We start from the raw sequence: 14,616 nt of genomic DNA, 5'->3' as shown, positions 1-14,616 counted from the left end.
CTTTCTCCCCCCACTCTTTCCCCCTCTTTTTCTGCCTTTTGTGCCAGGTTTCCGGCGTTAATAAGCCCGCTTGTGCCAGGAATAACGCCTTTAGTGTGAACCAGCCGCTTTAATTAATTGATAAATAATATTTTTTATTTCTGGCACGCCCTTTGCTCTTAACAGATACCACTATCTGGATGAAGGAGAAACCGGGTGAAACATATCTATGTGGCCAGCCACGGCCATTTTGCTCGCGGACTGGTGAACAGTTTATCGCTGCTGATTGGCGACGAACACGGCGTTATCCCGGTCTGCGCCTATGACGAAGATATCGTGACCACCGAACAGCTGGAGCAAACCCTGGAGCATCTCATCGTCCAGGCGAATGGTGATGAAGTGGTGATCTTTACCGACCTGCTTGGCGGCAGTATCAACAATAGCGCCGTAAGCGTCTTGATGCGCCATCGTAACGTTTTCGTGGTCGCCGGCATCAATCTGACTCTGCTGCTGGAGTTTCTGCTGTGCGAAGAAGCCACTACCGAGGCCGCGATTGTCTACGCCACCAGCGCGGCGCGTGAATCCATTGTTTTCATCAACCCTCTACTAACACAACCATCCTCTGACCCACAGGGAGAATCTCATGATTAAACTCGTGCGCATTGATTATCGGCTGCTGCACGGCCAGGTGGTTTTTGCCTGGACCCGAGCGCTGGATATCGATCATATCATCGTCGCTAACGCCAAAGCCGCGGCGGATGCCTTCATTACGATGTCGCTTAACCTGGCCAAGCCGGCGGGCGTCACGCTGGACATCGCCACCGTTGAACAGGCGGCGGAAAAGCTTAACGGCGGCAAGTTGGATCATAAAAAAGTCATGGTGGTCCTTGGTAATACTGCTGAAACCCTCGCGCTGGTAGAAAAAGTCCCGGGAATTAACGCCATTAACTACGGCGGTCTGCCGCAGAAGGAGGGCGCAAGACAATTCGGCAAGGCCATCTATCTGACCGAAGAGGAAATCGCCGATAGCAGAGCGCTGAAAGAGAAAGGCATTCGGCTGGAGATGCGTCAGGTACCCGCCCACTCGGCCGAGCTCCTCAACGAACAACTTTAACTTCGGAGGTCACTATGTTGCTCACCGCAACGTTACTCGGACTGATTGCCGCCCTGGGGATCCTCGATGGCCGCCTGCTTGGGGTATCGATGATCGACCGGCCGCTGGTGATGTGCGCCCTCACCGGTCTGGTCTGCGGCAATCTGCATGAGGGGATTCTGATTGGCGCTACGCTGGAGCTTATTTTTCTCGGCAACGTCGCCATCGGCGCCGCGCACCCACCCGATATCGTGACCGGCTCCGTACTGGCGACCGCGTTTTCGATCATGTCCGGCCGCGGTCCGGAGGCTGCGCTCACCATCGCCATCCCCGTCTCAATGCTGGCGCAAACGCTGGGCATTCTGGTACGCGTGGTGAACGCCCGCTTCGGTCATCTGGCGGACCGCTATGCGGCGCAAGGTAATACCCGGATGGTCGGCCTGATGCACCTCGGCGGTCCGACGCTGCTCTATTTTTTAAACGGATTTCTGCCGGTTTTTTTCGCCATCCTGCTCGGCTCTTCGGCGGTTAGCTGGTTCCTTGAGGCGATTCCGCCGGTGATCACCAACGGATTGATCGTCGCCAGTAAGATCCTGCCGGCGCTCGGCTTCGCCCTGCTGATCAGCATGATGCTCAGCAGCAAACTTATGCCGTACCTCGGTCTGGGATTTTTGATAGCGGCATATACCAAACTGGATATCATCGCCATCGCGCTATTCGCCGTGGTGTTGGCTTTTATCATCAGCCAGTTTCTTAATCTTAAGCAGCAGGAGAGCTAATCATGAGTGAAATGACGCAGACCCTGTCAGGCGCCGCCCAGCCGCAAAGCGATGACGCAAGCCGGGTCACCGCTCGGGATTTACGCAGCGTGTTCTGGCGCTCCTTTACGCTGCAGGGCTCGTGGAACTACGAGCGCCAGCAGCATATGGGCTACGCCTTCGCAATGTCGCCGGCCCTGAAGCGTATCTATCAGGACCCGACGGAATTGGGGCGCGCCCTGCAGCGCCATCTGGTGCTGTTTAACACCACGCCGCACCTCTCCACCTTTATCTTCGGCTTGTCGATCGCTATGGAAGAGGAGAATCAGCGCAATCCCGAATTTAATGAAGAATCGATAAACGCGATTAAAACCAGCCTGATGGGGCCGCTGGCGGGTATCGGTGACTCCATATTCTGGGGGTCATTGAAGGTGATTGCCGCCGGGATGGGGATTTATTTCGCCCAGCAGGGCAGCCTCCTGGGACCGATAATGGCGTTGTTAGTTTATAACCTACCGCATCTGTTGTGCCGCTGGTATGGGCTGAAGCTCGGCTATCGGGCTGGCACCACCTGGCTGATGCGGATTTACCAAAGCGGACTCATGGATCGGGTCACCTATATCGCCTCAATCGTTGGCCTGATGGTCGTCGGCGCGATGACCGCCAGTATGATAGATATCACCACCCCGCTCAGCTTCACTGCCGGGCAGACGACCATGAAGGCACAGGAGTTTATCGACAAAATACTTCCTTCGCTGCTGCCTCTGCTTTTCACCCTTGGGATGTACAAGCTGATCCGTAAGGGAGTCAACATCAACTGGATCCTGTTAGGCACCATCGCGTTTGGCATGGCGGCCAGCGCGTTAGGCCTGCTTTAAGAAGAGGAATATTACCCATGCACGTAGAAGACTATATGAATGAAACCCCCGCTCGCCTGCTCGCTATGCTAACGCAGACGCGGGAAGATCTCTGGCAAGCGGCGAAAGCGCTGGCGGATCGCGGGATCTCTCGAATCATCCTGACCGGTTCCGGTACGTCTTACCACGGCGCGCTGACCGCGCGGTCGTTTATGCAGCAGTGGTGCGGCATCCCGGTCGATGTATACTGGCCCTTCCTGCTGGACGAGATGGCACTTTCCCTCAGCGGCAAAGCGCTGGTCATCGGCATTTCTCAGGGAGGCGGCAGCCTCTCCACTCTCGCCGCAATGGAGCGCGCCCGGGCAGCCGGGCACCTTACCGCTTCCATGGCCGGGGAAGCGCCAGCTGCCATCGACCAGGCGGCAGATTTGATCCTGACGGTCCCCTGTGGAGAAGAGCGCGCCGGCGCCAAAACCAAAGGTTATCACTGCACCATACTCAACCTGATACTGCTTGCGCTTGCCGTCGCCAGCCGCCAGCAGCGCCTGAGCGATGAGGAGCGCAAGGCGCTACTCGTCCGCATGGAGAGGACGTTCAATCATATGCCGACGCTCATTGAGGCCTCGCAGGCGTGGGTTCTCAATCACGCCCGGCCGCTTATCGACAGCGCAGATATTCGCCTGACCGGCCCGGCAGAACTGTTTGGCACCGTTCAGGAAGGCGCGCTAAAGATGCTTGAAACGCTGCGCTGCCCGGTGGCCGGCTATGAATTTGAGGAATTCATCCACGGGATCTATAACGCCTTCGATGAGCGTTCAACCCTGATTATGCTCGATCCGCATCCCGATGAGCGCCAGGATCGTCTGGCGGAAATACTGTCTGGTTGGACGCCGCATATTTATCGCATTGGCCCGCATGTTGACAATAACGGTAAGAACATGCCCTTTACGTTTATTAACGATCCAGACTTTGCAATCTTTGAATATATTATTCCATTGCAAATGGTTTGCGCCAGGCTACCGCCAGTGAAGGGTGTCGATCCCGCAATACCTAAGGATCCGCAGTTCCACCAGAAAATGAAAAGTAAAAAACTTAATTAAATAATGCCCTGTAAAAGTTATCCGCCATGCAGCGGAGGACCCTTTACATCTCAAGGAGACCAATATGTCTATAGCTCAGAAAAACGCCCACCATATTATTCGCGATATTTTAACCAGGCAACGTATTGAACGCGTGTGGTTTGTTGGCTGCGGGGGTTCGTTGACCGGCTTCTGGCCGGGGAAATATTTTCTCGATTGTGAAGCGAAAAAGCTGGCCGTCGGCTATGTGACCAGTAATGAATTTGTCCACGCGACGCCGCAAGCATTAGGGGAAAATAGCGTGGTGATCCTTGCCTCTCAGCAGGGCAACACCGCTGAAACGGTCGAAGCCGCCCGCATCGCGCGTCAAAAAGGCGCGGCTACGATTGGACTGGTATATACCCCCGGCACGCCGCTGTGCGAACACAGCGATTACACTATCGAATACTGCTGGGCTCGCTATCCCGAAACTGTCGATCCGACACAGCAAAAAGCGGCGTACAGCCTGTGGCTGGCGCTGGAGATCCTGGCGCAAACAGAAGGATACGACCATTACGCTGAGATGGTCAGCGCCTTTGCCAGTTTTGAATCCGTGGTGCGCGGCGCTCAGCAGCAGGTGCAAGCGGATGCGCAGCATTTTGCCGAAGCCTGGAAAAGTGAAAAGGTCATTTATATGATGGGCAGCGGTCCTTCGTTCGGTGCCGCGCATCAGGAATCCATCTGTATTCTGTTGGAGATGCAGTGGATTAACTCCGCCAGCATCCATAGCGGCGAGTATTTCCACGGCCCCTTTGAGATTACCGAAACGGGAACGCCGTTCATTTTATTAAAAAGCAGCGGCCGCACCCGTCCGCTGGACGATCGCGCGATCCGCTTTATCGAACGCTATCAGGGAAAACTGCAGATTATTGACGTGGAAAAAGTGGGAATTGATGCGCTTCACGCCAGCGTGCGCGAATATTTCTGCGGCCTGCTGCACAACTGCGTTCTTGATGTGTACAACCTGGCGCTGGCCACCGCCCGCAACCATCCTCTGACCACCCGCCGCTATATGTGGAAAGTCGAATATTAATTCGCTAACCCTCTGCCAGCCCCGGCGACCTGCTCCGGGGCTGCGCTGAGGATTACCAGCGAAAATCGTCAACGCGTAATTCAAAAATATCGTGAATATAACCAATTTCCGCTACCGGCAGCGTCACGTTATAGAGTATTTTCAGGCGCTGAAACGAGTGGTTCACCATAGCAATAAATTCTCCGTGCTGGCGAGAAAATTGCTCAAGATTTTTATAATGGGTAATTTCATTACGCATTACCAGACGCTCAATCATGCAGCTGAGATGCACATACAGGCTAATAATTAAATTATTATTAAAATTAAAGCCAAGCGTGTTTTGCCACTCTGCAATAATAGTCTCAATATGGCTCATCGTTTTTCCGGCATTCAGTATCGTCAAGGAGTTGACGACGTTATGCAGCGAAAACTCACGAACCATATTTTTATTAATCAGCGCAATTTGCTTCTCATTGAGATAGCCGCTTAAGAGCTGACTGAGATGCCGATGCCCCTGCTCGCCCAGCAGCTCTTCAATACCTACCCATGGCACCCCCGCCAGCTGTGGGTCGTGCGTACCCACAACCGCAATCACTTCATACTGGTGGAGCAAGGATATCGCCGTGCGGCTATTTTTTAAGCGCGTATACTCGCAGGCGATAATGTTAATATCAAAGTCGCTGAGCAGGCTCTTCTCCATCAGATTTTTAAATTTAAACGCAGTACCGATTCCGGTAATGCAGGTCACCAGCAGAGCACGCTCTTTTTTTTCTGTCGGCCAGAAGACATCCCAGCGCGACTGATTGAGCGGCACGATCTCTTCGGCAATATGTTCGATATTTTTCCCCAGAGCGATCTCGCTGGCGACGTTCAGCGCCATGCGCGTCGTGACGTTATCCACCACCACCAGCGGGCCGTTAATCACCGACAAAAGCGCATCGGCAATCTCTTTGGTATAGCCCATATCGATAAGCACCATGACTCCGGCTCGGGTATCGGTATGCTGGAGATAATCAACCACGGCGCGGCTGACGTCGCTGAACGCCACCTCCATCGGCATGTCCATCGCCTGGTAGATCTTCTCGCCAATCAGGCGATTGGCGACCCCCGCAATGCTGCTGGCGGTCGAATAGCCGTGGGCGATAATCACCGCTTTCACTTTTCCGCCGCTGGTCGCATCAATCGCATTGCTGACGATAGCGGCAACCGCCAGGCGGTCAAGCGTATCGATGAGCAGATCGTATTTGTTATTGACGACATCCAGTAGTTTCCCCGCGATACGCTGCGCCAGCCCCGCTGAGGACTCCAGCCAGCGCTGCATCACCAGACGCGCGGGCTCGGCAACGCTGCGCGGAGCAAGAGGCAGGCTGGTCAGGTAGCGGCCAGTAAGATAGGCGAATTCGGCATTCAGCTGGAGATCGTAATTGGCGGCGATCGCCTTGCCCACATCCTCAATAAAGCGCAGCCGCTTGTCCTGAAGAGAGACCGCGCTCTCCTGATTCATCAACGCATCGAGATAGAGCGTCACGTTTTGATAAATGAGCTTTTCAAAGGTCCTTGCGCTGATATTGTCCTTCCCGAGTTCCTCGCAGAGGCTGCAAATATTTTCCGTTAGCCGTTGATACTCATGATGACGACCGGAAAACAAAGGCTGCGCGTCGCCATCGCGGTAAATCATGACCCGTTCGCTATTTTGCTGAAGAGAAAAAGGCGCATCCGCCAGCAACCGGTCGGGCAGTAAACCCGCTTTTATCTGTAAAAGATCGCTATCCCGCTCGCCAAATGTCCAGGCGCTGGCGCAAATATTGCGGATCAAATTCTCTAGTCCGCCGACGTTACCCTCGAGCGTTTCGCGCATCAGCTGGCTGATGATTTCGCCGTCCAGCGCCAGATCGTGATGTAATCGCTGCGCTTCACGGCGAAAAAAGTGATGGATAAACGCCAGTCTTTCATACTGTCCACGCTCGGCGATCGGCAGGATTTTGACGATCACCGGAATACGACGAATAAAAGTCGCCAGGAAGTGCTTTTCCAGATCCTCCGTTGAAGCAAAAATCAGCCGTACCGTGGCGCTGCGCTCCTCGCTGCTCTCCCCCAGCCGCCGCCAGCTACCGTTATCCATAAAATGGAACAGCTTCTCCTGTCCTTCGGGGGGCAGACGATGAACCTCATCAATAAACAGTACCCCGCCGTTGCTGGTCTCGATAAGACCGGGGACTGATTTATCCGCACCGGTAAAGGCGCCCTTCGCGTGCCCGAATAATTTCGAGGTCAGCAGCTCTGGATTATTCGCGTACTCAGCGCAGTTAAACACGGTAAAAGGCGCATCAGCAGGCAAAACGCCCTGTTCCATCGCATAACGCCAGAGCTGGCGCGCAAGGAAACTTTTCCCCGTGCCGGTGGGACCGCGCAGCAGAAGCGGTAGACCTGCGCCGGGGTAGCTGATGGCGGCCTTGCACTGCCGCAAAGCTTCCTGCAAGCTGCCCTGAGCGCCTATCAGCTGCGCCAGACTATCCTGGCGCTCAGCGCACAGGGCCTGAAGGGAAGCGTATTCGCCGTGTCGAACCGCGAGGCGGTGGTGGTCGCGCAGCGCGGCAATGGGTAAAAACAGCACCGGGCGACCATTTACTTTGACCACCCGCTGCTCGCGATGGAGATTATTCAGATGATGGCTGATGATACTGCGTTTTTGCTTCAGGCTATCGGCAATCGTCATCGCATTAAACTCGCCAAGCGCTTCCGCGGTCAGCGGTCGCCCGGCGATCCGTTGTTCTAGCTGGCGAAAAATCGACTCCTTATTCATCTTGCGCCCCTGTCAAAAGCGTAAAATTCGCTTATACGACAATTCGCGTAAGACGTCGCTGCCCCCTGCCACACTTCTTAAAAAAGCTTAATTATTCATGGGTTACCCTTCCCGCATGCCAGATGCGCTCCGCATAGCGGCCAATTACCGCCAGCGAGACTGCGAGGATCAGGAAAAATGCGACTTTGTGCATGCCATCCCAGAAGAACTCGAAGAAACGGGTATAGAGGTTGATCGCCAGGAACGTCAGACCGAAGCCGCGCAGCATGCCGTCGTCGGTTTTCAGGCTGATATAGATACAGATCCCCGCCGCCACGGCAAACAGCAGCCCCCACGGCAGCAGCTGCCTTTGCGCTATGCTGGACCAGCTATCCAGGTCATAGTTGCCAAAAATCGACAGGATCCACAGGGCGATAAACAGATAGATCAGCCCCATCGCTTTACTGACGGTAAACAGCTGGCGCTGGCGCAAAGCGTGTTGCGCGCCGTAGCAGAGCGCAAGCAGCGCGCCGCCGAACAGCACGAAGCGGATCGGGTAGTTCATGCCCAGCCAGTAGGCGCCCCAGCCCGAAACGTAGCCGGTTTCTGCACCGAACCAGTTGCCCAGCGACAGCAGAAAAAAGAGCCACACCAGCCCGGAGCGAGCAAAAAAGCCAATCGCGCCGTAAATCAGGCATCCGGCCAGGAACAGCGGCGCGATATGACCGCTGCCGGTATCCAGACGTTCGCCAAGCTGCCACAGCGCCACGGCGGTAAAAATAACCCCCAGAAAGAGGATCGCCTCAGTGCTGTAGTGCCACTGCGTTTCCCGCCGCTGGCGGCGAAAACCCCAGGCGTAGCAGGCTACCGCCAGCAGCGCGGGCAGGATGATTCGCGTCAGCGCCGAGCGGCTGAACAGGCTCAGCAGAAGCTCAATCAGGGCGCTGTCGGCAAACAGGCTGCCCAGCGCGACCAGCACGCAGGCCAGCGCGGTCCAGAACGCATAGCGGCTCAGCCGCTGCCAGTCGAAGGGAGAGACGCGCAGCGTTTGCGCCAGCCGCTGGCTATCCTCAGGGGCTAAATCGCCGCTGGCCTGCCACGACTTTAGCGCGCGCTGAATAATGCGCTGCTCTTTACGGGTAATATTCATGGGCATTCCTTGAGACTGATGACAAACCTTTTTTGGCTATTGTGCTCGCACTTCTGCCGGGCGGCGCCTTGCCGGGCCTACGAAAAACCGCAATATCAACCTGCTATGCAATGCGCTGTAGGCCTGCGCAAGCATCGCGCCGCCGGGCAGTTCCTGAAGATTGCACTTTGTCAGCAATCTGATTCCTTGTCATTAGTGTTTATCCAGCCACGCCAGCGCCCGTTCGCCCATTTCATCCATCGGCAAATAGACCAGCAGGCGCGAGCCGTTACGCGGGGCCGAGTACCAGTACATCTGCTGCAGGCTGAAGCGTCCGAGCTGCGGATGGTTAAAGTTTTTCACCTGATTTTCCACCCCGCGCACCTCATAGCGCTGATGCCAGAGGGACTCAAACTCCGCCGACGCGGCAAAAAAGCGCGCCAGCTTATTCTCCCACAGCGGATCGCCGCGGTGCTCCGCCATCGCCGCGCGAAAATAGGAGACAAACGTCGCCAGCACATCGCGATTTTCAATACGGCTGCGCCAGGTTTCATTGGTCAGATACAGATAAATACAGTTGCGATCCTCTTCCGGAATGGTGGCGAAATCGATACCCATCAGGCGGCAGAAGCTGTCGTTCCAGGCCACAATATCGAAGCTCGGCTTCTGAATACTGGCGGGCTGCGGCATCAGGCTATCAAGCATCCGCCGGGTGCCGGGGCTAATGCCTTCGCATACCGTGACCTGCGCGGCTTCCGGCGGCGTCAGTCCGGCCAGGACAAACAGGTGCCGGGTCTCCAGCGGGCTGCACTGCAGCGCGTTCGCCACCGACACCAGCACGGACTCGGACGGATTAACGTCCCGCCCCTGCTCCAGCCAGGTGTACCAGGTGACGCCGACCTCCGCCAGCATCGCCACCTCTTCCCGCCGCAGACCCGGCGTGCGTCGTCGGCCAACGCGCGGCAACCCCAGGCGCTGCGGATCGAGGCTCTCACGCCGGGCGCGCAGAAATGCCCCCAGCTGTTTACGGGCATCATCGGGCGCGGCGATCGTCGATTCACGTTGCGGCATGGTCGTCATAAAACCTCCAGCATGGTAGTGCCAATACCAGTATAAGCAGGAACTGGTACCCGTTTAATTTATCGGTGATGCTACGGCCATCCGCTGAATGACGCAATGGAGAGATCCGATGAATTCGTCTGCTGTTTCACCCGGCCGCGCCGGTTTATTCCTTCTGTTGACCGGCCAGATGCTGCCGCTGATCGACACCTCGATCGCCAACGTCGCGCTGGACTCCATCACCCAATCGCTGAACGCCAGCGCCACCCAGCTGGAGCTGATTGTCGCGCTGTACGGCGTCGCCTTTGCCGTCTGCCTGGCGATGGGCAGCAAACTTGGCGATAACTATGGCCGCCGCCGTCTGTTTATGTGGGGCGTGGCGATTTTTGGCGTCGCCTCCCTGCTGTGCGGAATGGCAAACTCTATCACCACGCTGCTGGCGGCGCGCACGGTCCAGGGCGCCGGCGCGGCGCTAATCGTGCCGCAGATCCTCGCCACGCTGCATATCACCCTCAAAGGCAACGCCCACGCCCGGGCCATCAGCCTGTACGGCGGCATTGGCGGTATCGCCTTTATCGTCGGTCAGATGGGCGGCGGCTGGCTGGTCTCGGCGGATATCGCCGGTTTAGGCTGGCGGAACGCCTTCTTTATTAATGTGCCGATCTGCCTGCTGGTGCTGACCCTTAGCCCGCGCTACGTCCCGGAGACCCGGCGCGAAGCGCATTCGCGTATCGACTGGCAGGGCACGTTTAGCCTTGCGCTGATCCTCTGCTGCCTTCTGTTCCCAATGGCGCTGGGGCCGGAACTGCACTGGCCGTGGACGCTGCAGCTAATGTTAGTCGCAGTGCTGCCGCTGCTGGTCTGGATGCGGGCCAGCGCGCTGAGCAAACAGCAGCGCGGCGAGCAGCCGCTATTGCCACCTCGCCTGCTGAAGCTCACCAGCATTCGCTTTGGCATGGCCATCGCCCTGCTCTTTTTCAGCGCCTGGTCCGGATTTATGTTCTGTATGGCGTTGACCATGCAGGCCGGTCTGGGAATGGCGCCGTGGCAGTCCGGGAATAGCTTTATCGCGCTCGGCGTGGCCTACTTCATCTCCGCGCTGTACGCGCCGAAGCTGATTGCCCGCTACAGCATGGGACGCATTTTGCTGACTGGCCTGTCGGTGCAGATTGTCGGCCTGCTGCTGCTGTGCGCGACCTTTTATCGCCTCGCTACCCACACCAGCACCCTCGCGCTGGTCCCCTCCACGGCGCTTATCGGCTACGGGCAGGCGCTGATCGTGAATAGCTTTTATCGCATCGGGATGCGCGACATCAGCGCTTCTGACGCCGGGGCCGGGAGCGCAATTCTCAGCACCCTGCAGCAGGCGACGCTGGGCCTGGGCCCGGCAATTCTCGGGTCGCTATTCTTAACTCTCGCCCAGCGCAGCGGCGGCGACTATCCCCGGGCGCTGATCGATTTCCTGGCGGTGGAAGTGGTGATGATGCTGGTGCTGGGCGCCATCGCGCTGTGGCTACGCCGACACCTTAACGTCCGTCCGGCGGTAGCGACGCCATAATTCACATCGGCGTAACCTGCGATTTGCATAATAGACATCCAGCGGTCATCATAACCGCTGGATGTAAAGGAGACGTTATGCAGGAATTAATATCGCACATCGCCGCATTAGGCATCAAAATTACCCCCACCACCTCACTCATTATTATCTTCGGCATTATTTTTCTGACGGCGATTGTCGTTCACCTTATTCTGCACAAAGTGGTGCTGCGTACCTTCGAAAAGCGGGCGCAGGCCAGCAGCCACCTATGGTTGCAAATTATTACCCAGAACAAATTGTTTCATCGTCTGGCCTTCACTCTGCAGGGGATTATCGTCAACGTGCAGGCGGTGCTATGGCTGCAAAAAGGCAGCGAGGCGGCGGAAATACTCACTACCTGCGCGCAGCTGTGGGTGATGATCTACGCGATGCTGTCCTTCTTTTCGCTGCTGGACGTGGTGTTCAATTTATCGCAGAAATTCGCCACCGCTTCTCAGCTGCCGCTTAAAGGGATATTTCAGGGAATTAAGCTGGTCTGCGCGATTATTGTCGGCATTCTGGTTATCTCCTTACTGATTGGCCAGTCGCCGGCGATTCTGATTAGCGGCCTCGGCGCGATGGCCGCGGTACTGATGCTGGTGTTTAAAGACCCGATTCTTGGCCTGGTGGCAGGTATTCAGCTCTCCGCCAACGATATGCTCAAGCTCGGCGACTGGCTGGAGATGCCGAAATATGGCGCCGACGGCGCGGTGATCGACATCGGCCTGACCACGGTAAAGGTGCGCAACTGGGATAATACCATCACCACTATCCCCACCTGGTCTCTGGTTTCCGACTCGTTTAAAAACTGGAGCGGTATGTCGGCATCCGGCGGTCGCCGCATTAAGCGCAGCCTGAATATCGATACCACTAGCATTCATTTTCTCGATGAACAGGAGCAGCAGCGCTTAATTCAGGCCCGGCTGCTGAAGCCGTATATGGATTCGCGTCATCAGGAAATTAGCCTGTGGAACCAGCAGAACGCCACCGACCAGTCGGTGCTAAACCAGCGCAAAATGACCAATATCGGCACCTTCCGCGCTTATTTGCAGGAGTATTTACGCAACCATTCGCGCATCCGTAAGGACATGACGCTGATGGTGCGCCAGCTGGCTCCGGACGCCAGCGGCCTGCCGATTGAGATTTACTGCTTCACCAACACCGTGGTGTGGGCGGAGTATGAGAGCATTCAGGCGGATATTTTCGACCACGTTTTTGCCGTGGTTGATGAGTTCGGCCTGCGGATTCACCAGTCCCCCACCGGCAACGATATTCGTTCGCTGGCGGGCGTGGTATCCGGGTAAAGCTCAGGTGCTGGCGCGGGGGATCACGCGCCAGTCCATCATCACCCGCTCGACCGCAGCGTCGGGATTATCGATTCTCTTCATCAGTAGCGTGACCGCCGTACGGCCAATCTCGCGCGAAGGCTGTTCCACGGTGGTCAACTGCGGCGATACCACTTCGGCCAGTTCGGTACCATCAAAACCGATTACCGCAATATCTTCCGGCACCCGCAATCCGGCCTGAGCGATAGCCCGCAGCGCGCCCGCCGCCAGCGAATCTGAGACCGCAAATACCGCATCCGGTTTCTCTTTCTGCGCCAGCAGCGTTTCCATCGCCCGGGTACCGGCGGCGGCGCTCAGGTCGCTGGCGTAAGTGACCTGTTGATACGCCAGTTCGCGAACGTGCAGCACGCTTTTGTAGCCGCGCTCGCGCAGGCGCGAGTAGCGATAGCTGAGATCGTGGTTGATTAAGGCAATGCGTTTTCGCCCGCCGTCAACCAGCCGGGAAACGGCGCCCTGCGCCGCGTCGACATCGTTGATGCCGACGCAGGAGATGCTGCCGTTATCGGCATATTCCGCGCACTGTACCCAGGGCGCGTCGCCGATCATGGTGGTCAGTTCCGGCAGGCTGGAGAGCGCGTTCATGGTGATGATGCCGTCGACCATTTTGCCGGAGAGCAGCTGCAGGCCAGAGGTAGAACGGGCCAAATCCGAGCCGGAATTACACAGCAGGATCCGGTAGCCGTTCTTTTCCGCCTCTTCTTCAATACCCTTGACCACCTCCGCGCAAAAAGGGTTGGCGATATTAGAGACCATTACCAGAATCATATTGCTGCGGGCCGTTCGCAGCTGGCGGGCCAGCAAATTAGGCTGGTAGTTACTCTCTTTAATCGCCTGCAGCACACGTTCGCGATTCTTCGCTTTCACGGTATCGCTGTTATTCAATACCCGCGATACGGTCGCCACCGAGACGCCCGCCAGGCGAGCGATTTTCTGAATTGACATAGAGGCTGCACTTCCCGCATAGACGTTATATTTCGCAGGCTATCATAAATGAGCCCCGCCCGCGCCGTCAGCAGGTTTTGCGAGAATTGACGGGATTGATTAGCACGCTAAGGTCGTTATCATGATAGCGTCGGCGTTGTTTCGCGAGAGACGAAACGTACGCCGGCCGTTGAACATCATCGGCATATAACTGGGGTATCTCTTGAACACAATAAAAAATATTCATATCGCGGCGGCAGTGATCACCGACGGTCAGGGAAGCTGTCTTTTAGTACGCAAACGAGGGACTGAGTACTTTATGCAGCCCGGTGGAAAGCCTGAAATCGGGGAAGCCCCGGAGGCGGCGCTGATCCGCGAGCTCGAAGAGGAGCTCAACTTCATTGTCTCACCTGAAGAACTGGTCCCGGTAGGCCGCTTCACCGATAGGGCGGCAAACGAGCCGGGCCATACGGTCTCGGCGGATATCTTTCAGATAGCCACCAACAGAGCGAGCTTTATACCAACGGCAGAAATAGAAGAAGTTATCTGGTATACGCCGGGCCAGGATCGGCATATTAAGCTTGCTCCTCTTACCGAGAATCACCTGCTTCCTCTGCTGAAAGGGGCGTAAGCGCCCGGGGCGCATCGAAAGTATTGGCTCATTTGTCTGCACATTCACGCTGCCATCGTCCCGGTGGCGCTACGGCGGCCTGCAGGCAGTGCCAGTTCCGGCCGAAGCGCCCTGTTTCTCCGAGAAGCATTTGTCCGCTTCTTCCGGTTAAGATTTAGCACATCTTTCTGATTCGCTCCTCTTCAAACGCCGACGCGTTTTAGTGCGTAAAAACGCCCTGTTTTGTACGCCAGATCATATTTCGCCAGACAATCCTTTCCCCCACAATCTAAAATATCGCAACTTTCCCTTACAAATAATAGGCTATCCCACAGTAAACCCCACAAAACAAAACATAAATAAAACACAATATTAA

General features: G+C 56.4%; 13 protein-coding genes. 9 read left to right on the top strand and 4 right to left on the bottom strand.

The features are described 5' to 3' along the window. The first annotated feature begins 195 nt into the window (after positions 1–195). The 6 genes from IAE27_RS02115 to IAE27_RS02090 all read left to right on the top strand — a co-directional run bounded on the left by IAE27_RS02115 (position 196) and on the right by IAE27_RS02090 (position 4,838). Positions 196–630, top strand: coding sequence for a PTS sugar transporter subunit IIA (locus IAE27_RS02115; RefSeq protein ID WP_004099989.1), 435 nt, complete (start codon positions 196–198; stop codon positions 628–630). After that, positions 623–1,093, top strand: a complete 471-nt coding sequence (locus IAE27_RS02110) for a PTS sugar transporter subunit IIB (RefSeq protein ID WP_004099987.1) — start codon at positions 623–625, stop codon at positions 1,091–1,093. Before IAE27_RS02115 ends, IAE27_RS02110 begins: the two co-directional genes overlap by 8 nt. A 14-nt stretch (positions 1,094–1,107) precedes the next feature. Then, positions 1,108–1,851, top strand: coding sequence for a PTS mannose/fructose/sorbose/N-acetylgalactosamine transporter subunit IIC (locus tag IAE27_RS02105; RefSeq protein WP_004099986.1), 744 nt, complete (start codon positions 1,108–1,110; stop codon positions 1,849–1,851). Positions 1,852–1,853: 2 nt separating this feature from the next. After that, complete coding sequence (locus IAE27_RS02100) at positions 1,854–2,708, top strand: PTS system mannose/fructose/sorbose family transporter subunit IID (protein ID WP_004099982.1); 855 nt, start codon at positions 1,854–1,856, stop codon at positions 2,706–2,708. Between the two features lie 17 nt (positions 2,709–2,725). After that, positions 2,726–3,787 carry an SIS domain-containing protein gene (locus IAE27_RS02095; protein ID WP_049594339.1) on the top strand — a complete coding sequence of 354 codons (1,062 nt, stop codon included), beginning with the start codon at positions 2,726–2,728 and terminating at the stop codon, positions 3,785–3,787. Between the two features lie 64 nt (positions 3,788–3,851). Next, positions 3,852–4,838 carry an SIS domain-containing protein gene (locus IAE27_RS02090; RefSeq protein ID WP_115239848.1) on the top strand — a complete coding sequence of 329 codons (987 nt, stop codon included), beginning with the start codon at positions 3,852–3,854 and terminating at the stop codon, positions 4,836–4,838. A 52-nt stretch (positions 4,839–4,890) separates the two neighbouring features. Here IAE27_RS02090 and IAE27_RS02085 read toward each other — a convergent pair whose 3' ends face one another. The 3 genes from IAE27_RS02085 to IAE27_RS02075 all read right to left on the bottom strand — a co-directional run bounded on the left by IAE27_RS02085 (position 4,891) and on the right by IAE27_RS02075 (position 9,808). After that, a complete protein-coding gene (locus IAE27_RS02085; protein ID WP_154022117.1) occupies positions 4,891–7,620 on the bottom strand; it encodes a sigma 54-interacting transcriptional regulator in 2,730 nt (909 codons plus the stop codon). Between the two features lie 91 nt (positions 7,621–7,711). After that, positions 7,712–8,749, bottom strand: a complete 1,038-nt coding sequence (locus IAE27_RS02080; protein ID WP_049593412.1) for a hypothetical protein — start codon at positions 8,747–8,749, stop codon at positions 7,712–7,714. 192 nt (positions 8,750–8,941) lie between these two features. After that, positions 8,942–9,808: a helix-turn-helix transcriptional regulator gene (locus IAE27_RS02075; protein WP_023320516.1), complete on the bottom strand. Its 867-nt coding sequence runs from the start codon at positions 9,806–9,808 to the stop codon at positions 8,942–8,944. A 109-nt stretch (positions 9,809–9,917) separates the two neighbouring features. Here IAE27_RS02075 and IAE27_RS02070 point away from each other — a divergent pair, with 109 nt between their 5' ends. Continuing rightward, positions 9,918–11,345 (top strand): MFS transporter, encoded by a 1,428-nt coding sequence (locus IAE27_RS02070; RefSeq protein WP_070557257.1) that lies wholly within the window; start codon positions 9,918–9,920, stop codon positions 11,343–11,345. Positions 11,346–11,422: 77 nt separating this feature from the next. Beyond that, a complete protein-coding gene (locus IAE27_RS02065) occupies positions 11,423–12,667 on the top strand; it encodes a mechanosensitive ion channel family protein (RefSeq protein WP_108704107.1) in 1,245 nt (414 codons plus the stop codon). 3 nt (positions 12,668–12,670) lie between these two features. Here the strand turns inward: IAE27_RS02065 and IAE27_RS02060 are convergent, their stop codons facing one another. Beyond that, positions 12,671–13,651, bottom strand: a complete 981-nt coding sequence (locus IAE27_RS02060) for a LacI family DNA-binding transcriptional regulator (protein ID WP_004099966.1) — start codon at positions 13,649–13,651, stop codon at positions 12,671–12,673. Positions 13,652–13,862: 211 nt separating this feature from the next. On the opposite strand from IAE27_RS02060, the gene IAE27_RS02055 reads away from it, so the two are divergent. After that, on the top strand, positions 13,863–14,261 hold the full coding sequence (locus IAE27_RS02055) for an NUDIX hydrolase (RefSeq protein ID WP_070557277.1): 399 nt from the start codon (positions 13,863–13,865) through the stop codon (positions 14,259–14,261). Positions 14,262–14,616 lie beyond the last annotated feature (355 nt).

The organism is Klebsiella sp. S69 (assembly GCF_016516145.1).
In the GTDB taxonomy this organism is placed as follows: domain Bacteria; phylum Pseudomonadota; class Gammaproteobacteria; order Enterobacterales; family Enterobacteriaceae; genus Klebsiella; species Klebsiella oxytoca.
The sequence above is the reverse complement of the archived record's forward strand: the minus strand, read 5'-3'. Positions and strand labels throughout refer to the sequence as shown.